This is a genomic window from Oceanobacillus sp. CAU 1775, assembly GCF_054482815.1.
The window spans coordinates 13341-38258 of the sequence record NZ_JBTLRO010000013.1; the positions used below are offsets into that span (position 1 = coordinate 13341).

Below are 24918 nucleotides of genomic sequence, written 5' to 3' on the forward strand. Positions count from 1 at the left end.
ATGAATGTAAAACAAATGAAAAGCTTAGCACTCGCATACATGGGTGATGCTGTTTATGAAGTCTATATACGAGAATATTTATTAAATAAAGGGCAAGTGAAACCACATGTATTGCATCAAGAGGCTATTCACTTTGTCTCTGCAAGAGGGCAAGCAGCTGTACTTTTACAATGGTTGGATTCTGATATGCTTTCTGAAGAGGAAAAACGCATTGTAGGTCGCGGTAGAAACGCAAAGTCAGGATCCATCCCTAAAAATATTAGTATTCAAACCTATCGCTATAGTACAGGCTTTGAAACTTTATTAGGGTATCATTATTTAAATAAAGATGAAGAAAGACTGTACGAATTAATGGAAGCTGCTGTTGTAGCTATAGAGAAAGGAAGAGCAGAATGAGTGAAGAAATGATAATGGGAAAAAACCCTGTATTTGAAGCTCTAAGTTCAGGACGGTCCGTGAACAAAGTATTTGCATCAGAACATCTAAATCCAAATACAGTCAAAAAGCTACAACAGTTAGCGAGAGAAGCAGGAACAGTTGTACAAAAGGTTCCAAAGAACAAGCTTGATTCTATGTCAGATGGCAACCATCAAGGAATAATTGCATATGTTGCCTCTTATGATTACGGTACGCTAGACCAATTATTTTCCATAGCAGATTCGAAAGGTGAAGCACCATTTTTTATTATTTTAGATGAGCTTGAAGATCCACATAATCTCGGCTCTATCCTTCGAACCGCTGATGCGACAGGGGCACATGGCGTTATTATTCCAAAACGTCGCTCGGTTGGTTTGACAGCAACAGTCGCCAAAACCGCAGCAGGGGCAATCGAGCATGTTCCAGTAGTAAGAGTGACAAACATCGCAAAGACAATTGATGAATTGAAGGACAAGCATGTATGGGTAGTGGGAACAGAAGGAGAAGCAACAGAGGACTATCGCCGTTTAGATGGCACGCTTCCAATTGCAGTTGTTATCGGAAATGAAGGTAAGGGAATTTCAAGACTTGTGAGAGAAAAATGTGATTGGACAGTAAGTCTACCAATGAGTGGACAAGTCTCTTCTTTAAATGCATCTGTAGCATGTAGCCTTTTATTATATGAAGTTTACCGAAAGCGCCATCCTTTAGGTGAGGGATAATGAATGTTCTACTCGTCGATGGCTATAACATCATCGGTGATTGGCCTGAACTCCAGGTCTTAAGAGATCAAGACATGGCTCAGGCTCGTGATCGCTTGGTAGAATTGATGGCGGAGTACCAAGCGTATTATGGCAATAGAGTAATCGTCGTTTTTGATGCGTATGAAATTCGTGGAAAAGCGAATAAATATGAACAATCCAAAGTAGAAGTGATTTATACAAAAGAAAAAGAAACTGCGGATGAGCATATCGAGGGATTAATTAAGAAATTAAAAAATGTAAAAACACAAGTACATGTAGCGACTTCTGACTATGAGGAACAACGCACCATCTTTGCCCTTGGTGCGTTAAGAATGTCTGCTAGAGAATTAAAGATTCAAATTGAAGATATGGAAAGAGAAATAAATATTCAGATCAAGCATCATCAGAAGAGCAGACCACAGTCCAAAATTGACTTTGATAAGGACGTTCTAGAAGTATTTGAAAAAATGAGAAGAGGGGAAAGTTAGGATAATTACTAGCTTTTCCCTTTTTGACTGTCTAGGAAAATATAAAATTAATGGACGGTGGATAACTTTGTGCTTGAGAGATAGCCACGTCCGGCTCCAGCGCTAAAGCGGCGATCAAACTTCGCACTCCTTCAATCGATAAGTCATTATCGACTCACTACGTTCGCCGTGTTTCCTTTATCTCAAAGAGAAGGGGAAGTTCAACTAAGAACGCCACATCGTCATGAGCAACGTTGAACCACCCCACGTCCTGTGGGGCGCAGTTTGTACGTCGCTGAACGGGCGCTTACGCCTTTGTGCTAAAAAAAAGATAATTCACATATTGACGAACGTTGCGACATTGGCTATAATTACCATTACGCAGTAAAGAGATGAACAATGACGAACGGGGGTAATTCTTGGTGGAAGTCGAGCTACTTATAAGTAGAAATGAGACAGACTTAGATTTGCTTGATGATGAAGAACTGCTCCACTTAATTCATCAGGAAAATAAACAAGCATTAGACTTTTTAATTAATAGGTATCGTAGGTTTGTTCAAGGGAAGGCGAGAACATATTTCTTAATTGGAGCAGATCGAGAAGACATTATTCAAGAAGGTATGATTGGACTCTATAAAGCAATTCGAGATTTTGACAAAACAAAGCTCTCCTCTTTTAAAGCTTTCGCAGAATTATGTATTACTAGACAAATAATCACCGCTATTAAAACCGCAACAAGGCAAAAACACACTCCACTTAACTCCTATGTGTCGCTAGACAAGCCAATTTTTGATGAAGAATCTGAACGCACCTTGCTAGATGTAATTGAAGAAGTAAAATCAATGGACCCAGAAGAATTACTCGTCAACCAAGAAGAATTGGTAGATATGGAACTTAAATTATCAGAATTATTAAGCGGTTTAGAGCGAAATGTTTTACACCTATACTTAGATGGACAGTCCTATCAAGAGATTTCTGTAAAACTAAACCGTCATGTGAAATCAATCGACAACGCTTTACAACGTGTAAAGCGCAAATTAGAGCAATTAATGAAAGAAAATGAGCTTAAATTAGGCTAGTTATTATGAATATGCATAATCGTGAGATTGACATAATGGGTCAAAACATGCTACATTATTAGATGGAAAAATACCCTCTTCATATAGGGGTGAGAAAATGAGTAATAAGATAACACTAGCATGTTCTGTGTGTGCAAACAGAAATTATTCAACAAATAAAAATGCATCCACTTCTTCTACAAGATTAGAAGTAAAAAAATACTGTAAATATTGTGGACAGCATACATTACACCAAGAAACAAAGTAGTAGGCTTAAGGTAGACTTAGGGGGTACAAGTATGTTTACATTCTTGAAGAATGTTTCTAGAGAGATGAAAAAAGTTAGCTGGCCAACAGCTAAAGAGCTAAGAAGTTATACGTTGATTGTACTAACAACTGTAATCTTTGTTGCTATCTTTTTCTTCATCGTTGACTTAGGAATATCGCAAATTCTAGAGTTGTTTTGATTAATTATGATAAATATGTGCTATAATATAGAAATAAATATGTCCTTTAAAGAAAGCCCGCAGTAGACGGGTTTTTCATATTGGTTGAAATAAATGAATTAGCCTTAAAGCGCTCAGTTACTTTTGATATATTTAATATAAGGGAGGGAAGGACAGAAGTTGTCCTAAAGTACATGGAAAAAAATTGGTATGTTGTACACACGTACTCTGGTTATGAAAACAAAGTGAAGATCAACCTAGAGAAACGCGTAGAAACAATGGGGATGGAAGATAAAATCTTTCGTGTTATTGTCCCAGAAGATGAAGAAACAGAAGTGAAAAATGGTAAGAAGAAAGTTGTTAAGAAAAAATCTTTTCCAGGTTATGTTTTGACAGAAATGGTAATGACAGACGATTCTTGGTATGTCGTAAGAAACACTCCAGGAGTAACAGGGTTTGTAGGATCAAGTGGACATGGAACAAAACCTACACCTTTATTGCCTGACGAAGTAGATGCTGTATTGAAACGTATGGGTGTGGATGCACCAACTATGCATGTTGACTTTGAGTTAAAAGAAAATGTACGTGTAATGGAAGGACCATTTGCGGACTTTGAAGGGTCGATTGAAAATATCGATGCAGACAAACAGAAGTTAAAAGTACATGTAAATATGTTTGGTAGAGAAACACCAATTGAACTTGATTTTTCTCAAGTAGAAAAAATATAAAAAGTTATTCTTGCATAAATATAAAATATATGCTAGAATTTCAATGTTATTTATGCGCTTGACTACAAGCGTGTTTGTAATTAAGAGTGGGAGGGGAAAGCCCTATTACCACATCACGGACTTTAAGGAGGTGTGTTTCGTGGCTAATAAAGTAATTAAACTAGTAAAATTACAAATTCCAGCTGGTAAAGCAAACCCAGCACCACCAGTAGGGCCAGCACTTGGTCAGGCAGGTATTAACATTATGGGATTCTGTAAAGAATTTAATGCACGTACACAAGAACAGACAGGTTTAGTTATCCCAGTGGAAATCACAGTATTTGAAGACCGTTCATTTACGTTCATTACAAAAACTCCACCGGCAGCAGTTTTACTTAAGAAAGCAGCTGGAATCGATAGTGGTTCTGGTGAGCCTAACAAGAACAAAGTTGCAACGGTGAAGCGTGATAAAGTAAGAGAAATTGCGGAAACTAAAATGGAAGATTTAAACGCAGCTGACGTTGATGCGGCAATGCGTATGGTTGAAGGTACTGCTCGCAGTATGGGAATCTCAATCGAAGACTAATGAATAGAAGCTGTGGCCTATCTTTTAAGAAGAGTCACAGCTATTCTGCAGGTCATCACATTTATTTTAAATGTGACACAAAAACGTTAGGGCCTTTGCTGTATTTTATGCAGAGAGGCTTCCTATGTTTTTACAAGTGGGAGGTTTAACCGCTAAAACCACATTAGAGGAGGAAATAAAATGGCAAAAAGAGGTAAAAAGTTCAATGAAGCTGCAAAGCTAATTGACCGTACGAAAACATACGAAATTGAAGAAGCAATTTCAGTATTAAAAGAAGTTCCAAAAGCTAATTTTGATGAAACAGTAGAAGTAGCATTTCGTTTAGGGGTTGACCCTAAGAAAGCGGATCAACAAATCCGTGGCGCGATGGTACTTCCACATGGTACAGGTAAAACACAACGTGTACTTGTTTTCGCTAAAGGTGAAAAAGCTAAAGAAGCTGAAGCTGCTGGAGCGGATTATGTAGGAGAAGCAGAATTCATCGAAAAAATCAACGGTGGTTGGTTTGAATTTGATGTTATCGTTGCAACACCTGACATGATGGCTGAAGTAGGTAAATTAGGAAGAGTGCTTGGGCCAAGAGGTCTTATGCCGAACCCTAAAACTGGAACAGTTACTTTTGATGTTGAAAAAGCAGTAAATGAAATCAAAGCTGGTAAAGTTGAATACCGTGTTGACAAACAGTCAAACGTTCACGTTCCAGTTGGTAAAGTTTCATTTGAAAATGATAAGCTTGCTGAGAACCTAACAGCGATCATTGAGCAAATCGTCAAAGTAAAACCACAATCTGCTAAAGGTACTTACATGAAGAACGTTTCTATCGCTTCAACAATGGGACCTGGAATCAAGATTGACGTTTCAGACTACAAATAAAAAACAATTGACGCATAGCTAGTCATTTGTTATACTAGCAATGTTAAAAATGAATATTTTATGCCGTAGACAGCAGGTGCAATTTTTTGCTTAATATCCCGCCGAGGTGTTTTGTGTGCAAATCCATCGAATGAAATCGTGAATTTGTTATATAAAGCTCTCATGTCTATATGGGAGCTTTTTCTTATGGAAGTGGCTCTCTAGACATTAGGGTGACAAACGCTAATCGAACGGTATGATTCAAGTAACCAGGAGGTGGAAGAATGTCTAAAGTATTAGAAATCAAGAAACAAAAAGTAGAAGAAATTACAGAGAAGTTTAAAGAAAGTCAAACATCTGTTGTTGTTGACTACCGTGGACTTGATGTTGCTGCAGTTACTGAATTACGTAAGAAGTTACGTGACGAGGGCATTGAGCTTCATGTTTATAAAAACACGATGACTCGCCGTGCTGTTGAAGCTGCTGAACTGTCAGAACTAAGCGATGTTTTAGTTGGACCGAACGCAATTGCTTTCAGTAAGGATGACGTTGTAGCTCCAGCAAGAATTCTTAATGACTTTGCTAAAGGAAACGAAGCCCTTGAAATCAAAGGTGGAGTAATCGAAGGTAAAGTAGCTACGTTGGAACAGATTAAAGAGCTTGCTGACCTACCAAACTACGAAGGTATGGTTTCTATGTTGCTTAGCGTGCTACAAGCACCTATCCGCAACTTCGCTTATGTTACTAAATCTGTTGCAGATCAGAAAGAAGAACAAGAACAAGGCGCATAACATGCGTACGACTATTATAATAAATTAAATTTCAGGAGGAATTAAATCATGACTAAAGAAGAAATGATTAGTGCAATTAAAGAAATGTCAGTTTTAGAATTAAACGATTTAGTAAAAGCTATCGAGGAAGAGTTTGGCGTAACAGCTGCTGCTCCAGTTGCAGCTGCAGGTGGCGCGGGTGCAGGTGCTGCTGCTGAAGAACAAACAGAATTTGATGTAGTACTTACAGCTGCAGGCGATTCTAAGATTAAAGTTGTTAAAGCAGTTCGTGAAATCACTGGTCTTGGACTTAAAGACGCTAAAGGTCTTGTAGACGAAGCACCAAAAGCAATCAAAGAAGGCGTAAATAAAGAAGAAGCTGAAGAAGTTAAAGCTAAGCTTGAAGAAGCAGGCGCTTCAGTAGAAGTTAAATAATTAAAGTATAAAACACATAGAGCTCGTCGAAGTATATCGACGGGCTCTTGTTCATCAAAAACAAACAGTTCTTCTCAAAAATTATCAAAGTAGGTGCCCATATATATGTCTGAGCATTACTTTTCGCATAAGCCCCAAACAAAAAGTTCACCAAAAACATGGAATTACAACTTAAGAAATCAAACCCTTACATTCACAAGCGATTCAAATGTCTTTTCTAAAAACCAAGTTGATTTTGGTTCGCGCCTTTTGATAGAAATGTTTCAGGCGCCATCTGCTGCTGGAGATTTTTTGGATTTAGGTTGTGGTTATGGTCCAATCGGCATCGCTTTAGCGGGCGAGTTCACGGATAGGCAGGTAATTTTAGCCGATATAAATGAACGTGCTGCTGCATTAGCGGAAAAAAACGCCAAAAAAAATAACCTAACGAATATAGAAGTTGTGGTAAGTGATCGACTTTCAAATTTAGACGGTCGAAGATTTGCTGCGGTTCTAACAAATCCGCCTATTCGTGCAGGGAAAGAAGTTGTGCATGGGATGTTTGAAGACGCAAAAAAGGTTTTGGTGGAAAACGGTGAATTGTGGGTAGTTATTCAGAAAAAACAAGGAGCTCCTTCTGCGGAAAAAAGAATGAAAGAATTATTCGGTAATGTAGAAGTAGCTGCAAAGAGTAAAGGTTATTATATTCTTCGAGCATTTAATATTTGACCTTGCTAGAGCGTTATGATAATATGTTATAATGCTACGATTGGCTTCACTATGTCAAGTAGAATAGGTAGCAAAACATAAAAAATGTATATTTTATAGGTAGTGGGAGACAATGGTGGGAGTAATTTTACGCGGTTGTGTATATTGCTTTCCTATAGTTTACCAAAAATTAATCTAGTTGTACATCGAAAAAAGTTTTTACTAGTAATGTATTTAAAATGTGTTCAAAACGAAAGCCATTATCTACAGGCGATCGTTATTAAAATATGAAATTCATTTTCTGTAGCAAAGTACTACAGAAATAAAAGATTTAAGGGGTGAAGCAGTTGACAGGACAAATAGTTCAATATGGGCGGCACCGCCAGCGCAGAAGCTATGCAAGAATCAGCGAAGTTTTAGAGCTGCCAAATCTAATCGAAATTCAAACAGCTTCTTATGAATGGTTCTTGGAAGAAGGCTTAAGAGAAATGTTTAAAGATATTTCTCCGATAGAAGACTTCACGGGTAACCTTTCTTTGGAGTTTGTGGATTACAGCTTGGCTGAGCCTAACTATCCTGTAGATGAGTCGAAGGAAAGAGATGTTACTTATAATGCTCCACTTCGAGTCAAAGTTCGCTTGTTGAATAACGAAACAGGTGAAGTAAAGGAACAAGAGGTTTTCATGGGTGACTTCCCATTAATGACAGACACTGGTACTTTCATCATAAATGGAGCGGAGCGTGTTATTGTTTCACAGCTTGTACGTTCTCCAAGTGTCTACTTTAATGAAAAGATTGATAAAAACGGTAAGCGTGGAGTTGCAGCAACAGTAATTCCTAACCGTGGAGCTTGGCTAGAATTCGAAACAGACGCAAAAGATGTTGCATATGTTCGAATTGACCGTACGCGTAAATTACCAATCACTGTACTACTACGAAGCTTAGGTTTCGGTACAGACCAAGAGATTCTTGATTTGATCGGTGATAACGAATATTTAAGAAACACCCTTGAAAAAGATAATACAGAAACAACAGAGAAAGCTTTACTAGAGATCTATGAGCGTCTACGTCCAGGTGAACCACCAACAGTAGAGAACGCGAAGAGTCTTCTAGTTTCACGTTTCTTTGATCCGAAACGTTATGACTTAGCTCATGTTGGTCGTTATAAAATGAATAAAAAGCTTCACATCAAGAATCGCTTATTTAACCAAGTATTAGCTGAAACGATTGCTGATCCTGAAACGGGTGAGGTTTTAGCTGAGAAGGGTGAGCGTCTAGAACGTAAACTACTTGATAAGTTAATTCCATTCTTCGAAAGAGAAGAAGATAGAGTTGGCGAGCGCACACTTACACCATATGATGGCGTGCTTGATGAAGAGATAGCTTTACAGTCTATTAAAATTATTGATCCAACTGATCCCGATGGAGAAAGAGAATTAACAGTAATCGGTAATGGTGGCGTGTCTACAGATATTAAGAACGTTACACCTGCTGATATTCTAGCTTCTATTAGTTACTTCTTTAATCTATTACATCGTGTTGGAGATGTAGATGATATCGATCATTTAGGTAATCGTCGTCTCCGCTCAGTAGGAGAACTTTTACAAAACCAATTCCGTATTGGTTTATCTCGTATGGAACGTGTTGTGCGTGAAAGAATGTCGATTCAAGACACTTCAAGTGTAACACCACAACAGTTAATTAATATACGTCCAGTGATCGCTTCTATCAAGGAATTCTTTGGTAGTTCACAGCTTTCACAATTTATGGATCAGACGAACCCACTTGGGGAATTAACGCATAAGCGTCGTCTATCTGCATTAGGACCTGGTGGACTGACTCGTGAACGTGCTGGATTCGAAGTACGTGACGTTCACTACTCACACTATGGTCGTATGTGTCCGATTGAAACACCAGAGGGTCCAAACATTGGACTAATTAACTCCCTATCGAGTTATGCAAAAGTAAATAAATTTGGATTTATCGAATCGCCTTATCGCCGTGTAGACCCTGAGACAGGTCAAGTTACAAATCAAATTGATTACTTAACGGCAGATGAACAGGATAACTATATTGTTGCTCAAGCAAATGCACCACTAGATGAAGAGAATCGCTTTATCAATGATGAGGTTGTTGCACGTTTCCGTGAAGATAACATCATTGTAGCTCGTGATAAAGTCGATTACATGGACGTATCACCGAAACAGGTAGTATCTGCAGCAACAGCTTGTATTCCTTTCTTAGAAAACGATGACTCGAACCGTGCGCTAATGGGTGCGAACATGCAGAAGCAGGCAGTTCCGCTGATGGTTTCTGAAGCACCAATTGTAGGTACAGGTATGGAGTACGTAAACGGTAAAGATTCTGGAGCGGCAGTTATTTGTCGTCATGATGGAATTGTTGAACGTGTTGAAGCGAAGGAAGTTGTTATTCGTCGTGTAGCTGAAGTGGATGGTAAGGAAGTTGAAGGAGATGCAGATTACTATAAACTGCAGAAATTCCAACGTACGAACCAAGGAACTTGTTACAACCAACGCCCGATTATTAAAGAAGGCGACAGAGTAATGAAGGGTGAAGTAATTGCAGACGGACCTTCTATGGAAAAAGGTGAACTTGCACTAGGACGTAATGTACTAGTTGGGTTTATGACTTGGGAAGGTTATAACTACGAGGATGCAATTATATTCAGTGAACGTCTTGTAAAAGATGATGTTTACACATCCATTCATATTGAAGAATTTGAATTAGAAGCTCGTGATACGAAGCTTGGACCTGAAGAAATTACAAGAGATATCCCTAACGTTGGAGAAGATGCACTTAAGAACCTTGACGAAACTGGTATTATTCGTATCGGTGCTGAAGTAACAGATAGTGATATTCTTGTAGGTAAAGTTACACCAAAAGGAGTAACTGAGCTTTCAGCAGAAGAACGTTTATTACATGCTATTTTTGGAGAAAAAGCTCGTGAAGTAAGGGATACTTCCCTACGCGTACCTCATGGTGGCGGCGGAATCATTCTAGATGTTCGAGTGTTCAACCGTGAAGATGGCGATGAACTATCTCCAGGTGTTAACCAGCTTGTTCGTGTATATATTGTTCAAAAACGTAAAATCAGTGAAGGTGACAAAATGGCAGGACGTCACGGAAACAAGGGTGTTATTTCAAAAATCCTTCCAGAAGAAGACATGCCATTTATGCCAGACGGCACACCAATCGATGTTATGTTGAACCCATTAGGTGTTCCATCGCGAATGAATATCGGACAAGTGTTTGAAATGCACTTAGGAATGGCTGCAAGAGCATTGGGCATCCATGTTGCATCACCTGTATTTGACGGGGCAACGGAAGAAGATGTTTATGCAACGATGGAAGAAGCTGGTATGGCGAAAGACGCGAAAACGGTTCTTTATGATGGAAGAACTGGTGAACCATTCGATAACCGTATATCTGTTGGTGTCATGTATATGATTAAACTAGCACATATGGTTGACGATAAACTTCACGCTCGTTCTACAGGACCATACTCACTTGTTACGCAACAGCCACTTGGTGGTAAAGCGCAATTTGGTGGACAGCGTTTTGGAGAGATGGAAGTTTGGGCACTTGAAGCGTATGGAGCAGCTTATACCCTACAAGAGATTTTAACTGTTAAATCGGATGATACAGTTGGACGTGTGAAAACGTATGAGTCTATTGTTAAAGGTCATAACGTTCCAGAGCCAGGAGTACCAGAATCCTTCAAAGTACTAATAAAAGAGCTTCAGAGTTTAGGTCTTGATGTTAAAATGCTTAACAGTAAAGAAGAAGAAATTGATATGCGTGAACTTGAAGAAGATGAGATTCAAGCAGCTTCAAAGCTCAATTTAGATATTGAGGAAAATTAATTAATACAAGGAGAATTGGCAGTGGGCTTCGTCAATTCTCCTATATAAAAATATCGAAAAATAGCATATTAATTATATAAGGGAGGATTGCCCCTTGCTGGATGTAAATACGTTTGAATATATGAAAATAGGTTTAGCTTCTCCTGAAAAGATTCGTTCTTGGTCTTTCGGTGAAGTAAAAAAACCTGAAACAATTAACTACCGGACACTTAAGCCAGAAAAAGATGGGTTATTCTGTGAACGAATCTTTGGTCCACAGAAAGATTGGGAATGTCATTGCGGAAAATACAAACGCGTTCGTTATAAAGGTGTAGTTTGTGACCGTTGTGGTGTTGAAGTTACAAAGGCTAAAGTTCGTCGTGAGAGAATGGGTCATATCGAACTTGCTGCTCCTGTATCTCATATTTGGTATTTCAAAGGAATCCCAAGTCGAATGGGCTTAGTGTTAGATATGTCACCTCGTGCATTAGAAGAGGTTATTTATTTCGCGGCTTATATCGTAACAGATCCTGGAAATACACCACTTGAGAAAAAACAACTTTTATCTGAGAAAGAATATCGTTCATACTATGATAAGTACGGTAGAAGCTTTAAAGCAGAGATGGGTGCTGAAGCAGTACGTCGTCTCCTTCAAGATATTGATCTAGTTAAAGAAGTTGCAGCACTTCGTGAAGAATTAAAAACTGCCCAAGGACAAAGAAGAACACGTGCAATTAAGCGTTTAGAAGTGATGGAAGCATTCCGTAATTCTGGTAACGAAACAAGCTGGATGGTACTAGATGTACTTCCGGTAATCCCACCAGAAATTCGTCCAATGGTTCAATTGGATGGCGGACGTTTCGCAACATCTGACCTAAATGACTTATATCGTCGTGTAATTAACCGTAACAACCGTCTGAAAAGATTATTAGATCTAGGTGCACCCGGCATTATCGTTCAAAACGAGAAGCGTATGTTGCAAGAAGCGGTAGATGCCTTAATTGATAATGGTCGTCGTGGCCGTCCAGTAACTGGACCAGGAAACCGTCCATTAAAATCACTTTCACATATGCTGAAAGGAAAACAAGGTCGTTTCCGTCAAAACTTACTAGGAAAACGTGTAGACTACTCTGGCCGTTCGGTTATTGTAGTTGGACCAAACTTAAAGCTTTATCAGTGTGGACTTCCTAGAGAGATGGCGCTAGAACTATTTAAACCATTTATTATGAAAGAGCTAGTTGATCGTGGATTAGCACATAATATTAAATCGGCAAAACGTAAAATTGAACGTGTACACCCTGATGTTTGGGATGTACTTGAAGATGTTATTAAAGAGCATCCGGTTCTCTTAAACCGTGCACCAACTCTTCACAGATTAGGGATTCAGGCTTTCGAACCAACGCTTGTTGATGGCCGTGCCATTCATTTGCATCCACTTGTTTGTACAGCATATAACGCTGACTTCGATGGAGACCAAATGGCTGTTCACGTACCGCTTTCAGCAGAAGCACAAGCAGAAGCACGTATCTTAATGTTAGCAGCGCAGAATATCCTTAACCCTAAAGATGGTAAGCCAGTAGTTACTCCGTCACAGGATATGGTATTAGGTAACTATTACTTAACATTAGAGCGTGAAAAAGCGATTGGTGAGGGTGCTATTTTCGCTGATACGAATGAAGCATTGACTTCTTACTACAATGGGAATGTGCATTTGCATACAAGAATTGCAGTACAAGCAGGAAGTTTAAACAATAAGACATTCACTGAAGAGCAAAACAATAAGCTTTTACTTACAACTGTAGGAAAGCTAATCTTTAATGAAATTTTACCTGATTCATTCCCTTACATTAATGAACCAACAAGAACGAATCTAGAAGATGAAACACCTGAAGGATTCTTTGTTGAGATGGGAACGGATGTAAGAGAAGTTATTGAAAATAGCGAGCTTGTAAAACCATTTAAGAAAGGTTTCTTAGGTGACATCATTGCTGAGGTATTTAAGCGATTCAAGATTATTGAAACGTCTAAAATGCTAGACCGCATGAAGGACTTAGGATTCAAATATTCCACTAAGGCTGGTATGACAGTTGGAATCTCTGACATTGTTGTACTACCAGGTAAGGATAAAATCTTAGATGAAGCACAAGAAAGAGTAGATAATGTACTAAAACAATTCCGTCGTGGTCTAGTAACAGAAGAAGAACGTTACGACCGAGTGATTGCAATTTGGACACAGGCGAAGGATACTATTCAAGATAAACTAATGGAATCTCTAGATAATAGTAACCCGATTTACATGATGAGTGACTCAGGTGCGAGGGGTAACGCTTCAAACTTTACACAGCTTGCTGGTATGCGTGGATTGATGGCTGACCCGTCTGGTAAGATCATTGAGTTACCGATCAAGTCTAGTTTCCGTGAAGGTTTAACTGTATTAGAATACTTTATCTCGACACACGGTGCTCGTAAAGGCCTTGCAGATACGGCACTGAAAACAGCTGACTCGGGTTATCTAACAAGACGTTTAGTAGACGTTGCACAAGATGTAATTATCCGTGAAGATGACTGTGGTACAGATAGAGGATTAACAATTCGAGCATTAGTTGATGGTGCAGAAGTAATTGAACCATTAATTGACCGCTTAATTGGACGTACAGCTTACGGCGTTGTGAAGCATCCAGAAACTGGAAAAGCAATTGTTAAGCACAACGAAATGATTAGCGAAGACCAAGCAAAAGATATTATTAATGCTGGTATTGAAGAGGTCGTTATCCGTACAGCATTTACTTGTAACACGAAGCATGGTGTATGTCAGAAATGTTATGGACGTAACCTTGCAACAGGATCAGACGTTGAAGTTGGGGAAGCAGTTGGAATTATTGCTGCTCAATCAATTGGTGAGCCTGGTACACAGTTAACGATGCGTACATTCCACACAGGTGGGGTAGCTGGTGACGATATTACTCAAGGTTTACCGCGTATTCAAGAGCTTTTCGAAGCGCGTAATCCAAAAGGGCAAGCAGTCATTACAGAAATCGCTGGTACTGTTTTAGAAGTTAAAGAATTGAAAGATAAAAACGAAATCGTCGTTCAAGGTCAAGTTGAACAGCGTACGTATGCAATTCCGTATAACGCTAGAGTCAAAGTGGCTGTAGATGAAGCAGTAGTAGCTGGTCAAGAGCTTACAGAAGGTTCCGTTGATCCAAAAGACCTCTTACGTGTGAAAGGTGTTGAAGGAGTTCAAGATTACTTACTCCGCGAAGTTCAACGCGTATACCGTATGCAAGGGGTGGAAATTGGTGATAAGCACGTTGAAGTAATGGTTCGACAAATGCTACGTAAAATCCGCGTTGTTGAAGCGGGCGATACGGACGCACTACCTGGTTCATTACTAGAGCTACACCAGTTCAAGGATATTAATAAGCCAGTACTCTTAAAAGGTGGAAACCCAGCAGTTGGGCGCCCAGTTCTATTAGGAATTACGAAGGCTTCATTAGAAACAGATTCCTTCTTGTCAGCAGCTTCATTCCAAGAAACGACAAGAGTATTAACCGATGCAGCAATCAAAGGAAAACGTGACGAACTCTTGGGTCTAAAAGAGAACGTTATTATCGGAAAACTTGTTCCTGCTGGTACCGGTATGCAGAAGTACCGTAGTATCAAATCTGGATTAGATCGACCAGAAGCGGAAGAAGTAGAAGAAGAAACAGAAACAATTCAATAATTATTGCTAGAAGTTGACAAAAAATAGCCTTTAACAAGTAAAAAAAGAGGAAGCACCAAAAAATTAACATAAAACTTATTGACATTGAAAAATGAGGATGTTAATATATTCAAGGTGCTTCCATTTTATACTTGGTCGTTAAGAACATCCTTACTGTTAATCAGTAAGAATTGTGAATATCAAGTTATTTAATCACTTTGGAGGATGAATATGTCTTATGAAAAAGTGACTCAACTTAAATCTCGTATAATTATTGGGGCGAAGCAAACCCAAAGAGCCATGGAAAGTGGTTTAGTAAGTGAAGTGTTTATTGCTGAAGATGCTAACCAGCAAATAACGCAAAAGGTAGTTAATTTAGCTAGTGAGCTAGATATACCTTTTCAACATGTGGATTCAATGCTGAAATTAGGTAAGGCATCAGGAGTGAAAGTAAAAGCATCGGTTGTCGCGATTAAAAACTAGAGTTTTAGTGTAATACGATTACACTGAAGCATTCTTTTTTACCTAATTATGAACCACCTGGATGTGTGGTATTACATTTAGCTGAATACAATAGCTAATTGCAACTATAATTTGACTTTGAAACAAGAGAGGAGGACATTAAATGCCTACAATTAATCAATTGATCCGTAAAGGACGTATTAGCAAGCCGAAAAAAGCTGACTCACCTGCTCTTAACAGAGGATACAACAGCTTTAAGAAGCAATTCACAAAAGTAAACTCTCCACAAAAACGTGGTGTATGTACTCGTGTTGGTACATTAACTCCTAAGAAGCCGAACTCAGCGTTACGTAAATATGCGCGTGTTCGTTTATCTAATAATATGGAAGTTACTGCATACATTCCTGGTATTGGGCACAATTTACAAGAGCACAGTGTAGTATTACTACGTGGTGGTCGTGTGAAAGACCTTCCAGGGGTACGTTACCACATCGTTCGTGGTGCACTTGACACTGCTGGTGTTGAAGGACGTATGCAAAGCCGTTCTAAATACGGTGCAAAAAAACCTAAGAAAGAAAGCTAAATCTATATAGATTAGCTACAGACCCTAGAAAGGAGGAGGACATATGCCACGTAAAGGACCAGTACCTAAGCGCGATGTCTTACCAGATCCACTTTATAGTTCAAAATTAGTGACTCGCCTAATCAATCAAATCATGGTTGATGGAAAAAGAGGTATAGCACAGAAAATTCTTTATAACGCATTTACATTAATCGGAGAACGCACTGGACAAGATCCAATGGAAGTATTCGAACAAGCAATGAAAAATGTAATGCCAGTACTTGAAGTACGTGCACGTCGTGTTGGGGGATCTAACTATCAAGTTCCAGTTGAAGTTCGCCCTGAACGTCGTCAAGCATTAGGTCTACGATATCTTGTAAACTACTCACGCCTACGCGGAGAGAAAACAATGGAAGATAGACTTGCTAATGAAATTATTGATGCATCTAACAATACAGGTGCTTCAGTTAAAAAACGCGAAGAATTGCATAAAATGGCGGAAGCGAATAAAGCATTCGCACACTACCGTTGGTAAGATAAAACTAATTGCTTTTAAGCGGAAGGAGAAGAATACATGGCTAGAGAGTTCTCCTTGGAAAAGACGCGGAATATTGGTATTATGGCGCACATTGATGCGGGTAAAACCACTACTACTGAGCGTATTCTTTTCTATACAGGACGTATTCATAAGATTGGTGAAACACATGAAGGTGCCTCACAGATGGACTGGATGGAGCAGGAACAAGAACGTGGAATTACAATCACGTCTGCTGCTACAACAGCACAATGGAAAGGTCACAGAATTAACATTATCGATACTCCAGGACACGTAGACTTCACTGTTGAAGTTGAACGTTCATTAAGAGTACTTGATGGTGCGGTAACAGTTCTTGATGCACAATCAGGAGTTGAGCCACAAACTGAAACTGTATGGCGTCAAGCGACAACATACGGTGTACCAAGAGCAGTATTCATTAACAAAATGGATAAAACAGGCGCAGACTTCTTATATGCAACAAAAACATTACAAGATCGTCTTGGTGTTAAAGCACAGCCAATTCAATTGCCAATTGGTGCAGAAGATGAATTTAACGGAATCATTGACCTTCTAGAAATGGAAGCACACCATTACATCGATGATGTTGGTAACGTTGATGAGAACAATAAAGAAATCCCTGCAGAATTAAAAGAACAAGCAGAAGAACTTCGTGCTGAATTAGTTGAAGCAGTAGCTGAAACTGACGAAGATCTAATGATGAAATATCTTGAAGGTGAAGAAATCACAGTTCCAGAGTTAAAAGCTGCTATTCGTAAAGCAACTCTAGCTGTTGAATTCTACCCAGTATTCTGTGGTTCGGCATTTAAAAACAAAGGTGTACAATTACTTCTTGATGGTGTAGTTGATTACCTTCCAGCTCCAACTGATGTTGCAGCAATTGAAGGTATCGTACCAGGCACTGAAGAAGAAGTTAAACGTGAGTCAAGTGATGAAGCTCCATTCTCAGCACTTGCATTTAAAGTAATGACTGACCCATTCGTTGGGAAGTTAACATTCTTCCGTGTGTACTCTGGAACACTTCAATCAGGTTCATATGTTATGAACTCTGTAAAAGGAAAACGTGAGCGTGTAGGACGTATCCTACAAATGCATGCGAATTCTCGTGAAGAAATTTCAGTAGCATACTCTGGAGAAATCGCAGCTGCTGTTGGTTTGAAAGATACTTCAACTGGAGATACACTTTGTGATGAAAAGAACTTAGTAATCTTGGAATCAATGGATTTCCCTGAGCCAGTTATCTCAGTAGCTATCGAACCAAAAACAAAAGCTGACCAAGACAAGATGGGTACTGCTTTAGCAAAACTTGCTGAAGAAGATCCAACTTTCAAAACAGAAACAAACACTGAAACAGGTCAAACAATCATCTCTGGTATGGGTGAACTTCACCTTGATATCATTGTTGACCGTTTGAAACGTGAATTTAAAGTTGAAGCTAACGTAGGTGCACCACAAGTTGCGTACCGTGAAACATTCCGTGCAGCAGCTGAGGTTGAAGGTAAGTTTGTCCGACAATCTGGTGGACGTGGACAATATGGACACGTTTGGGTTAAATTCGAACCTAACGAAGAAGGTGCAGGCTTTGAATTTACAAACGCAATCGTTGGTGGGGTAGTTCCACGTGAATATATCCCTTCAGTTGAGCAAGGTATCGAAGGTGCTCTTGATAATGGTGTTCTAGCTGGATATCCTCTAATTGATATCAAAGCAACATTATATGATGGAAGCTACCACGATGTTGACTCAAACGAGATGGCGTTTAAGATTGCAGCTTCAATGGCATTAAAAGCAGCGAAGAATAAGTGTAACCCAGTTATTCTTGAGCCGATGATGCGTGTTGAAATTGTTATCCCAGAAGAATATATGGGAGACATCATGGGTGACGTAACTTCACGTCGTGGACGTATTGAAGGTATGGAAGCTCGTGGTAATGCACAGCTTGTTAAAGGCTTCGTGCCTCTATCTGAAATGTTTGGTTACGCGACTGCACTTCGTTCTAATACGCAAGGTCGTGGTACTTACACAATGACATTTGATCATTATGAAGAAGTACCTAAATCAATCTCAGAAGAAATTATTGCGAAAAACGCTGGAGAATAATTGATTTTTTTCCAGAACTGAAGTATAACATTTAGTGAGGGCTAGAGAATAATGATATTTGTTATTTTTTAGTTAAGCATATATTTTTAAATTTAAACCTATATATCTAAAGGAGGAACTATAAATGGCTAAAGAAAAATTCGACAGATCCAAAGAGCACGTTAACGTTGGAACTCTAGGTCACGTTGACCATGGTAAAACAACTTTAACTGCTGCAATTACAACTGTAATGAACAAAACTTACGGTGGTGGAGACGCACAAGCGTACGACATGATTGACAACGCACCTGAGGAAAGAGAGCGTGGAATTACAATCGCTACTTCTCACGTAGAGTACGAAACTGAAAATCGTCACTACGCACACGTTGACTGTCCTGGTCACGCGGACTACGTTAAAAACATGATCACTGGTGCTGCACAAATGGACGGTGCTATCTTAGTAGTATCTGCTGCTGATGGTCCAATGCCACAAACTCGTGAGCACATCTTACTATCTCGTAACGTTGGGGTACCTGCATTCGTAGTATTCCTAAACAAAGTTGACATGGTAGATGATGAAGAGCTTCTAGAATTAGTAGAAATGGAAGTTCGTGATCTATTAACTGAATATGATTTCCCTGGTGATGATGTTCCAGTTATCGCAGGTTCTGCTCTTAAAGCACTAGAAGGTGTTGCTGAGTATGAAGAGAAAATCATTGAACTAATGAACGCAGTTGATGAGTATGTTCCAACACCAACTCGTGACACTGATAAGCCATTCATGATGCCAGTTGAGGACGTATTCTCAATCACTGGTCGTGGTACAGTTGCAACTGGTCGTGTTGAACGTGGTCAAGTTAAAGTTGGAGAAGAAGTTGAGATCATTGGTCTTACAGAAGCTCCTACTAAAACAACTGTAACAGGTGTTGAAATGTTCCGTAAGCTTCTAGATTACGCTGAAGCTGGAGACAACATCGGTGCACTACTTCGTGGTGTATCACGTGATGACATCAGCCGTGGTCAAGTTCTAGCTAAGCCTGGGACAATTACACCACACACAAGCTTCAAATCTGAAGTTTATGTATTATCAAAAGAAGAAGGTGGACGTCATACTCCATTCTTCGCTAACTACCGCCCTCAGTTCTACTTCCGTACAACTGACGTAACTGGAGTTATTGAACTTCCAGCTGGTGTAGAAATGGTAATGCCTGGTGACAACATCGAAATGACAGTTAACCTAATCTCTCCAATCGCTATCGAAGAAGGAACTCGTTTCTCAATTCGTGAAGGTGGACGTACAGTAGGTTCAGGCGTTGTTTCAACAATCACTAAGTAATTAACTATTAAATTCAAAACAGGTAGCTAACAATTCGCTACCTGTTTTTTTAATGAAACATGGGGACGGTTCTCTTGTTGCACCGAGTGCAACAAGAGAACCGTCCCCATGTTTCACCCATAATTTAAAAGAAACTCTACTATTTTCTCTTAAAAGCTATAAAAACCTCTGAAAATCTATAAAAAAGTATAAAAACCCCTTGCAATCTATATAAAATGTGCGTATAATATCTAGATGTGCAATCAAATGTTTTGTATTTAAAAGGTTGCAAAGACCAACAGATTTCTGTATACTACTAATGTTGGTCGAAAATGGCGATGATGTGGAAGGTTGTTGGCACACCCGGCCGCTTTGCCATGGCGGGGTGTTAAGAAATTTCCACGGAGAATGTCTATAATAATATGGGCGAAGGAGGGAAAGTAATGGCAAAAGAAAAAATTAGAATTCGTTTAAAAGCATATGATCACCGTGTGTTAGATCAGTCTTCAGAAAAGATTGTAGAAACAGCGAAACGTTCAGGTGCTAGCGTGTCTGGTCCAATTCCGTTACCGACGGAAAAGAACATTTACACAGTACTACGTGCGGTGCACAAGTACAAGGATTCACGTGAGCAATTCGAAATGCGCACTCATAAGCGTCTAATCGATATTGTGAACCCAACACCAAAAACAGTAGATTCGTTGATGAGACTTGATTTACCATCTGGTGTAGATATTGAAATTAAATTATAAAATATAGATATATTATAGGAGGTGTAACGGATGACGAAAGGAATCTTAGGTCGTAAAATCGGCATGACTCAGCTATTCTCTGAGAACGGTGAATTAGTACCTGTAACAGTAATTCAAGCTGAGCCCAACGTCGTATTACAATTAAGAACGCAAGAAAATGATGGTTATGAAGCAATCCAAATCGGTTTTGCTGACAAGAAAGAATCACGCACAAACAAAGCGGAAAAAGGTCATGCTGAAAAAGCGAGCACTAGCCCTAAGCGCTACGTTCGTGAAATCCGTAACGCTAATGTTGCTGACTACGAAGTTGGCCAAGAAATTAGTGTTAATGTTTTTGAAGCTGGAGACATGATTGATGTAACTGGAACTTCTAAAGGTAAAGGTTTCCAAGGATCTATCAAACGTCACAACCAATCACGTGGGCCAATGAGTCATGGTTCTCATTTCCATAGAAGCTCAGGTTCAATGGGGCAGGCAGCTGACCCAGCACGTGTATTCAAAGGCAAAAAGCTACCGGGTCACATGGGAAGCGAAACTGTAACGATCCAAAACCTTGAAGTAGTTAGCGTAGATACTGAAAAGAATCTTCTACTAGTAAAAGGTAACGTTCCAGGAGCGAAAAAATCTTACGTTAAAATTACAAGCGCGTTAAAAAGCAATTAATTATTGAAAGAAGGGAGGATTTGTCATGCCTAAAGTAGCACTTTTTAAACAAGATGGAAGCAATGCAGGCGAAGTTGAATTAAACGAAGCGGTATTCGGTATTGAGCCAAACGAACATGTACTTCATGAAGCAGTTCTTATGCAACGTGCATCAATGCGTCAAGGTACACATGCTGTAAAAAACCGTTCAGAAGTTCGTGGCGGTGGTCGTAAACCGTGGCGTCAAAAAGGAACTGGTCGTGCGCGTCAAGGATCTATCCGTTCACCACAATGGGTTGGCGGTGGAGTAGTATTCGGACCAACACCACGCAGCTATAGCTATAAACTACCGAAAAAAGTTCGTCGTTTAGCGCTAAAATCTGCATTATCTTCTAAAGTAAAAGAAGAAGGCATTATCGTTTTAGAGTCTATCGTAATCGATGCTCCAAAAACAAAAGAAATCATCAATCTACTTGATGTATTAAAAGTAGAAGAAAAAGTACTAATCGTAACTGCTGAGAAAGACGTAACAGTAGCTCGTTCAGCAAATAACTTAAAAACAGTTAAAGTATTAGCTGTTGAGGAACTTAACGTTCTTGATTTGCTATCGTATGACAAGCTGATTATTTCTAAGGATGCAGTTGAAAAAGCAGGGGAGGTGCTTGCATAATGAAAGAAGCACGTGATATTATAAAGCGCCCTGTCATTACAGAGAACAGTGCTGATTTAATGGCAGAGAAAAAATATACTTTCGAAGTAAACCCTAAAGCTAATAAGACTGAAATTAAAGATGCAGTTGAATCAATATTCAGTGTTAAAGTTGAAAAGGTAAATACATTTAATCTTAAAGGTAAATTTAAGAGAATGGGTCAATATGGCGGATATCGCCCGAATCGTAAAAAAGCTATCGTACAGCTTTCAGAAGACAGCAAAGATCTGGACTTCTTTGAAGGCTAAGACTAATCATTAGAGAAGGAGGGAAAAATGATGGCGATTAAGAAGTATAAACCAACTTCAAATGGTAGACGTAATATGTCTGTATCAACATTTTCAGAGATTACTACGGATACTCCAGAAAAAACGTTACTTGCTCCACTATCGAAATCAGGTGGACGTAACAACCAAGGTAGAACGACAGCTCGTTTCATCGGAGGCGGTCACAAGCGTCAATACAGAATTATCGACTTCAAACGCGATAAAGATGGTATACCAGGACGCGTTGCTACAGTAGAATACGATCCAAACCGTACAGCTAATATTGCTTTAATCCACTACGCAGATGGAGAAAAGCGTTATATCTTAGCTCCAAAAGGAATTACAGTAGGACAGGAAATTGAATCAGGTGTAGATGCAGATATCAAACCAGGTAATGCACTTCCACTTGAAAACATTCCAGTAGGTACCATCATTCATAACGTAGAATTAAAACCAGGTAACGGAGGGCAATTAGCTCGTTCTGCTGGTGCGGAAGCGCAAATTCTAGGTCGTGAAGGAAAGTACACACTAGTACGTCTTGCTTCAGGAGAAGTTCGTTTAATTTTAACATCTTGCCGTGCAACAGTTGGCCAAGTTGGTAACATTGAACACGAACTAATTAGAATTGGTAAAGCAGGTCGTTCACGTTGGATGGGCAAACGTTCACGCGTACGTGGTTCTGCAATGAACCCAATCGATCACCCACACGGTGGTGGAGAAGGACGCTCACCAATCGGTCGTAAATCACCGATGTCACCATGGGGTAAACCAACTCTTGGATATAAGACACGTAAGCGTAACAAACCAACTGATAAGTACATCGTTCGTAAACGTAAAAAATAAAGATTTGAAGAGGACGGGATGAATCACCCGTCTCTAAACTCTGGAAGGAGGCTTATCCATGGGTCGTAGTTTGAAAAAAGGACCTTTCGCAGATGACCATCTGTTAGCAAAAGTTGATAAATTGAATGAAGATGACAAGAAACAAGTAATCAAAACTTGGTCTCGTCGTTCAACAATTTTCCCTACTTTTGTGGGTCACACAATCGCAGTATATGATGGACGTAAACATGTTCCAGTATATGTAACAGAAGATATGGTTGGTCATAAATTAGGTGAATTTGCACCGACACGCTCGTTCAGAGGACACTCTGGCGACGACAAGAAAACACGCTAATGAAGAGAGGAGGCAGTAAAAATGCAAGCTAAAGCCATTGCAAAATCAGTTCGAATTGCTCCTCGCAAGGTACGATTAGTAGTTGATCTCATTCGAGGAAAAGACGTTGCAGAAGCAATTGCAATTTTAAAACATACTCAACGTGGTGCTTCTCCAGTTGTAGAGAAAGTATTAAACTCTGCTATCGCAAACGCAGAACATAACTACGAATTAGATACAGATAAATTAGTAGTTTCTGAAGCGTATGTAAACGAGGGTGCTACATTGAAACGTTTCCGTCCACGTGCACAGGGAAGCGCAAGTAAAATAAACAAACGCACAAGCCACATTACAGTTGTGGTAACAGAAAAGAAGGAGGGATAGTTAGTGGGTCAGAAAGTAAATCCGACGGGTCTTCGTATAGGAGTTATTAAAGACTGGGAATCAAGATGGTATGCTGGCAAAGACTATGCAGACTTACTACACGAAGATATCAAAATCAGAGAATATCTTGAAAACCGCTTACAGATTGCTGCTGTTTCTTCTATCGAAATTGAACGTGCAGCGAATCGCGTAAACATTACTATTCATACAGGTAAACCAGGAATGGTTATCGGTAAGGGTGGTTCTGAAGTAGAAGCACTTCGTAAAGCATTAAACAACTTAACAGGTAAAAGAGTTCATATCAATATCGTAGAAATTAAGAGAGTAGATATCAACGCTAAACTAGTAGCAGACAGTATCGCTCGTCAATTAGAAAACCGTATTTCATTCCGTCGTGCACAAAAGCAAGCAATCCAACGTGCAATCCGTACGGGAGCAAAAGGAATTAAAACACAAGTTTCTGGACGTCTAGGCGGAGCAGATATCGCCCGTGCAGAAGGTTATAGTGAAGGAACAGTTCCACTACACACATTACGTGCTGACATCGATTATGGTACAGCAGAAGCTGATACAACTTATGGTAAGTTAGGCGTTAAAGTGTGGATCTATCGTGGAGAAGTCCTTCCAACTAAAAAAGGAAAATAAGGAAGGGGGCACTTTCTATGTTAATGCCTAAACGTGTAAAATATCGTAAGCAACACCGTGGTAAAATGAGAGGTCAAGCGAAAGGCGGAACAACTGTTTCTTTCGGTGATTACGGCCTACAAGCTGTAGAAGCTTCTTGGATCACAAGTCGTCAAATCGAAGCTGCCCGTATCGCAATGACTCGTTTTATGAAACGTGGTGGTAAAGTTTGGATTAAAATTTTCCCAGACAAACCATATACAGCAAAACCATTAGAAGTTCGTATGGGTTCTGGTAAAGGTGCTCCAGAAGGCTGGGTAGCAGTAGTAAAACCAGGAAAGATCATGTTTGAAATCGCAGGCGTTGATGAGGAAACTGCTAGAGAAGCATTAAGACTAGCTGCTCACAAACTGCCGATTAAAACGAAGTTTGTAAAACGTGAAGAAATTGGTGGTGAAATCAATGAAGGCTAATGAAATCAGAGAACTAACCACTGCCGAAATTGAAGAAAAAGTAAAATCTTTAAAAGAAGAACTATTTAATTTACGTTTCCAACTTGCTACAGGTCAGTTGGAAAACACTGCACGTATCCGTGAAGTACGTAAATCAATTGCTCGTTTAAAAACCGTTGTACGTCAACGTGAACTAAGCGTAAATAACTGATTGAAGAGAGGAGG

At 39.5% G+C, this 24918-nt stretch carries 29 protein-coding genes and 1 other annotated feature; all 29 genes read left to right on the plus strand.

Translation table 11 applies throughout. The features are described 5' to 3' along the window. The 29 genes from ACXYMZ_RS15870 to rpmC all read left to right on the plus strand — a co-directional run bounded on the left by ACXYMZ_RS15870 (position 1) and on the right by rpmC (position 24904). A complete protein-coding gene (locus ACXYMZ_RS15870) occupies positions 1 to 396 on the plus strand; it encodes a Mini-ribonuclease 3 (RefSeq protein WP_458949387.1) in 396 nt (131 codons plus the stop codon). After that, positions 393 to 1139, plus strand: a complete 747-nt coding sequence (gene rlmB / locus ACXYMZ_RS15875) for a 23S rRNA (guanosine(2251)-2'-O)-methyltransferase RlmB (protein ID WP_458949388.1) — start codon at positions 393 to 395, stop codon at positions 1137 to 1139. The genes ACXYMZ_RS15870 and rlmB overlap by 4 nt, the downstream gene beginning before the upstream one ends. Beyond that, the gene (locus ACXYMZ_RS15880; RefSeq protein ID WP_458949389.1) at positions 1139 to 1648 is read left to right on the plus strand and encodes an NYN domain-containing protein; all 510 of its coding nucleotides are present in this window, start codon (positions 1139 to 1141) and stop codon (positions 1646 to 1648) included. Before rlmB ends, ACXYMZ_RS15880 begins: the two co-directional genes overlap by 1 nt. 398 nt (positions 1649 to 2046) lie before the next feature. Further along, entirely contained in the window at positions 2047 to 2706 is a 660-nt protein-coding gene (sigH, locus tag ACXYMZ_RS15885) for an RNA polymerase sporulation sigma factor SigH (RefSeq protein ID WP_458949390.1), read from the plus strand. A 97-nt stretch (positions 2707 to 2803) separates the two neighbouring features. Then, positions 2804 to 2953 (plus strand): 50S ribosomal protein L33, encoded by a 150-nt coding sequence (rpmG, locus tag ACXYMZ_RS15890; RefSeq protein WP_458949391.1) that lies wholly within the window; start codon positions 2804 to 2806, stop codon positions 2951 to 2953. A 31-nt stretch (positions 2954 to 2984) separates the two neighbouring features. Next, positions 2985 to 3152 carry a preprotein translocase subunit SecE gene (gene secE, locus ACXYMZ_RS15895; RefSeq protein ID WP_458949392.1) on the plus strand — a complete coding sequence of 56 codons (168 nt, stop codon included), beginning with the start codon at positions 2985 to 2987 and terminating at the stop codon, positions 3150 to 3152. A gap of 173 nt (positions 3153 to 3325) precedes the next feature. Continuing rightward, positions 3326 to 3859 (plus strand): transcription termination/antitermination protein NusG, encoded by a 534-nt coding sequence (gene nusG / locus ACXYMZ_RS15900; RefSeq protein WP_458949393.1) that lies wholly within the window; start codon positions 3326 to 3328, stop codon positions 3857 to 3859. Positions 3860 to 3998: 139 nt separating this feature from the next. After that, entirely contained in the window at positions 3999 to 4424 is a 426-nt protein-coding gene (gene rplK, locus ACXYMZ_RS15905) for a 50S ribosomal protein L11 (RefSeq protein WP_458949394.1), read from the plus strand. Positions 4425 to 4604: 180 nt separating this feature from the next. Beyond that, positions 4605 to 5297 carry a 50S ribosomal protein L1 gene (gene rplA / locus ACXYMZ_RS15910; protein ID WP_458949395.1) on the plus strand — a complete coding sequence of 231 codons (693 nt, stop codon included), beginning with the start codon at positions 4605 to 4607 and terminating at the stop codon, positions 5295 to 5297. Positions 5298 to 5342: 45 nt separating this feature from the next. Beyond that, positions 5343 to 5490: a sequence feature (ribosomal protein L10 leader region), on the plus strand. A 70-nt stretch (positions 5491 to 5560) separates the two neighbouring features. Beyond that, entirely contained in the window at positions 5561 to 6067 is a 507-nt protein-coding gene (rplJ, locus tag ACXYMZ_RS15915; RefSeq protein WP_458949396.1) for a 50S ribosomal protein L10, read from the plus strand. Positions 6068 to 6115: 48 nt separating this feature from the next. Beyond that, the gene (gene rplL / locus ACXYMZ_RS15920; RefSeq protein ID WP_458949397.1) at positions 6116 to 6481 is read left to right on the plus strand and encodes a 50S ribosomal protein L7/L12; all 366 of its coding nucleotides are present in this window, start codon (positions 6116 to 6118) and stop codon (positions 6479 to 6481) included. Positions 6482 to 6586: 105 nt separating this feature from the next. Next, positions 6587 to 7189: a class I SAM-dependent methyltransferase gene (locus ACXYMZ_RS15925; protein ID WP_458949398.1), complete on the plus strand. Its 603-nt coding sequence runs from the start codon at positions 6587 to 6589 to the stop codon at positions 7187 to 7189. Positions 7190 to 7515: 326 nt separating this feature from the next. Next, positions 7516 to 11052, plus strand: coding sequence for a DNA-directed RNA polymerase subunit beta (gene rpoB / locus ACXYMZ_RS15930; RefSeq protein WP_458949399.1), 3537 nt, complete (start codon positions 7516 to 7518; stop codon positions 11050 to 11052). Between the two features lie 94 nt (positions 11053 to 11146). Then, a complete protein-coding gene (rpoC, locus tag ACXYMZ_RS15935) occupies positions 11147 to 14755 on the plus strand; it encodes a DNA-directed RNA polymerase subunit beta' (protein ID WP_458949400.1) in 3609 nt (1202 codons plus the stop codon). A gap of 210 nt (positions 14756 to 14965) precedes the next feature. After that, positions 14966 to 15217 (plus strand): ribosomal L7Ae/L30e/S12e/Gadd45 family protein, encoded by a 252-nt coding sequence (locus tag ACXYMZ_RS15940; RefSeq protein ID WP_458949401.1) that lies wholly within the window; start codon positions 14966 to 14968, stop codon positions 15215 to 15217. A 142-nt stretch (positions 15218 to 15359) separates the two neighbouring features. After that, the gene (gene rpsL, locus ACXYMZ_RS15945) at positions 15360 to 15779 is read left to right on the plus strand and encodes a 30S ribosomal protein S12 (protein WP_458949402.1); all 420 of its coding nucleotides are present in this window, start codon (positions 15360 to 15362) and stop codon (positions 15777 to 15779) included. Between the two features lie 43 nt (positions 15780 to 15822). Continuing rightward, positions 15823 to 16293 carry a 30S ribosomal protein S7 gene (gene rpsG / locus ACXYMZ_RS15950; RefSeq protein WP_458949403.1) on the plus strand — a complete coding sequence of 157 codons (471 nt, stop codon included), beginning with the start codon at positions 15823 to 15825 and terminating at the stop codon, positions 16291 to 16293. Positions 16294 to 16332: 39 nt separating this feature from the next. Then, positions 16333 to 18414, plus strand: coding sequence for an elongation factor G (gene fusA, locus ACXYMZ_RS15955; protein WP_458949404.1), 2082 nt, complete (start codon positions 16333 to 16335; stop codon positions 18412 to 18414). Between the two features lie 124 nt (positions 18415 to 18538). Then, positions 18539 to 19729, plus strand: a complete 1191-nt coding sequence (gene tuf / locus ACXYMZ_RS15960; protein WP_458949405.1) for an elongation factor Tu — start codon at positions 18539 to 18541, stop codon at positions 19727 to 19729. A gap of 422 nt (positions 19730 to 20151) precedes the next feature. Then, positions 20152 to 20460, plus strand: coding sequence for a 30S ribosomal protein S10 (rpsJ, locus tag ACXYMZ_RS15965; protein WP_458949406.1), 309 nt, complete (start codon positions 20152 to 20154; stop codon positions 20458 to 20460). Positions 20461 to 20490: 30 nt separating this feature from the next. Next, a complete protein-coding gene (gene rplC, locus ACXYMZ_RS15970; RefSeq protein ID WP_458949407.1) occupies positions 20491 to 21123 on the plus strand; it encodes a 50S ribosomal protein L3 in 633 nt (210 codons plus the stop codon). A 25-nt stretch (positions 21124 to 21148) separates the two neighbouring features. After that, positions 21149 to 21772, plus strand: coding sequence for a 50S ribosomal protein L4 (gene rplD / locus ACXYMZ_RS15975; protein WP_458949408.1), 624 nt, complete (start codon positions 21149 to 21151; stop codon positions 21770 to 21772). Further along, on the plus strand, positions 21772 to 22059 hold the full coding sequence (rplW, locus tag ACXYMZ_RS15980; RefSeq protein ID WP_458949409.1) for a 50S ribosomal protein L23: 288 nt from the start codon (positions 21772 to 21774) through the stop codon (positions 22057 to 22059). The genes rplD and rplW overlap by 1 nt, the downstream gene beginning before the upstream one ends. Before the next feature lie 30 nt (positions 22060 to 22089). Next, complete coding sequence (rplB, locus tag ACXYMZ_RS15985) at positions 22090 to 22920, plus strand: 50S ribosomal protein L2 (RefSeq protein WP_458949410.1); 831 nt, start codon at positions 22090 to 22092, stop codon at positions 22918 to 22920. A gap of 58 nt (positions 22921 to 22978) precedes the next feature. Beyond that, positions 22979 to 23254 carry a 30S ribosomal protein S19 gene (rpsS, locus tag ACXYMZ_RS15990; RefSeq protein ID WP_458949411.1) on the plus strand — a complete coding sequence of 92 codons (276 nt, stop codon included), beginning with the start codon at positions 22979 to 22981 and terminating at the stop codon, positions 23252 to 23254. A gap of 21 nt (positions 23255 to 23275) precedes the next feature. Further along, positions 23276 to 23617 (plus strand): 50S ribosomal protein L22, encoded by a 342-nt coding sequence (gene rplV / locus ACXYMZ_RS15995; protein WP_458949412.1) that lies wholly within the window; start codon positions 23276 to 23278, stop codon positions 23615 to 23617. A gap of 3 nt (positions 23618 to 23620) precedes the next feature. Next, positions 23621 to 24262 carry a 30S ribosomal protein S3 gene (rpsC, locus tag ACXYMZ_RS16000; protein ID WP_458949413.1) on the plus strand — a complete coding sequence of 214 codons (642 nt, stop codon included), beginning with the start codon at positions 23621 to 23623 and terminating at the stop codon, positions 24260 to 24262. A gap of 17 nt (positions 24263 to 24279) precedes the next feature. Next, complete coding sequence (gene rplP, locus ACXYMZ_RS16005; protein ID WP_458949414.1) at positions 24280 to 24714, plus strand: 50S ribosomal protein L16; 435 nt, start codon at positions 24280 to 24282, stop codon at positions 24712 to 24714. Further along, the gene (rpmC, locus tag ACXYMZ_RS16010) at positions 24704 to 24904 is read left to right on the plus strand and encodes a 50S ribosomal protein L29 (RefSeq protein WP_458949469.1); all 201 of its coding nucleotides are present in this window, start codon (positions 24704 to 24706) and stop codon (positions 24902 to 24904) included. The genes rplP and rpmC overlap by 11 nt, the downstream gene beginning before the upstream one ends. Positions 24905 to 24918 lie beyond the last annotated feature (14 nt).

Coding starts and splice junctions, on each gene's coding strand:
- ACXYMZ_RS15870 (WP_458949387.1), top strand. CDS start 1: ATGAATGTAAAACAAATGAAAAGCTTAGCACTCGCATACATGGGTGAT.
- rlmB (WP_458949388.1), top strand. CDS start 393: ATGAGTGAAGAAATGATAATGGGAAAAAACCCTGTATTTGAAGCTCTA.
- ACXYMZ_RS15880 (WP_458949389.1), top strand. CDS start 1,139: ATGAATGTTCTACTCGTCGATGGCTATAACATCATCGGTGATTGGCCT.
- rpmG (WP_458949391.1), top strand. CDS start 2,804: ATGAGTAATAAGATAACACTAGCATGTTCTGTGTGTGCAAACAGAAAT.
- secE (WP_458949392.1), top strand. CDS start 2,985: ATGTTTACATTCTTGAAGAATGTTTCTAGAGAGATGAAAAAAGTTAGC.
- nusG (WP_458949393.1), top strand. CDS start 3,326: ATGGAAAAAAATTGGTATGTTGTACACACGTACTCTGGTTATGAAAAC.
- rplA (WP_458949395.1), top strand. CDS start 4,605: ATGGCAAAAAGAGGTAAAAAGTTCAATGAAGCTGCAAAGCTAATTGAC.
- rplJ (WP_458949396.1), top strand. CDS start 5,561: ATGTCTAAAGTATTAGAAATCAAGAAACAAAAAGTAGAAGAAATTACA.
- rplL (WP_458949397.1), top strand. CDS start 6,116: ATGACTAAAGAAGAAATGATTAGTGCAATTAAAGAAATGTCAGTTTTA.
- ACXYMZ_RS15925 (WP_458949398.1), top strand. CDS start 6,587: ATGTCTGAGCATTACTTTTCGCATAAGCCCCAAACAAAAAGTTCACCA.
- ACXYMZ_RS15940 (WP_458949401.1), top strand. CDS start 14,966: ATGTCTTATGAAAAAGTGACTCAACTTAAATCTCGTATAATTATTGGG.
- rpsL (WP_458949402.1), top strand. CDS start 15,360: ATGCCTACAATTAATCAATTGATCCGTAAAGGACGTATTAGCAAGCCG.
- rpsG (WP_458949403.1), top strand. CDS start 15,823: ATGCCACGTAAAGGACCAGTACCTAAGCGCGATGTCTTACCAGATCCA.
- fusA (WP_458949404.1), top strand. CDS start 16,333: ATGGCTAGAGAGTTCTCCTTGGAAAAGACGCGGAATATTGGTATTATG.
- tuf (WP_458949405.1), top strand. CDS start 18,539: ATGGCTAAAGAAAAATTCGACAGATCCAAAGAGCACGTTAACGTTGGA.
- rpsJ (WP_458949406.1), top strand. CDS start 20,152: ATGGCAAAAGAAAAAATTAGAATTCGTTTAAAAGCATATGATCACCGT.
- rplC (WP_458949407.1), top strand. CDS start 20,491: ATGACGAAAGGAATCTTAGGTCGTAAAATCGGCATGACTCAGCTATTC.
- rplD (WP_458949408.1), top strand. CDS start 21,149: ATGCCTAAAGTAGCACTTTTTAAACAAGATGGAAGCAATGCAGGCGAA.
- rplW (WP_458949409.1), top strand. CDS start 21,772: ATGAAAGAAGCACGTGATATTATAAAGCGCCCTGTCATTACAGAGAAC.
- rplB (WP_458949410.1), top strand. CDS start 22,090: ATGGCGATTAAGAAGTATAAACCAACTTCAAATGGTAGACGTAATATG.
- rpsS (WP_458949411.1), top strand. CDS start 22,979: ATGGGTCGTAGTTTGAAAAAAGGACCTTTCGCAGATGACCATCTGTTA.
- rplV (WP_458949412.1), top strand. CDS start 23,276: ATGCAAGCTAAAGCCATTGCAAAATCAGTTCGAATTGCTCCTCGCAAG.
- rplP (WP_458949414.1), top strand. CDS start 24,280: ATGTTAATGCCTAAACGTGTAAAATATCGTAAGCAACACCGTGGTAAA.
- rpmC (WP_458949469.1), top strand. CDS start 24,704: ATGAAGGCTAATGAAATCAGAGAACTAACCACTGCCGAAATTGAAGAA.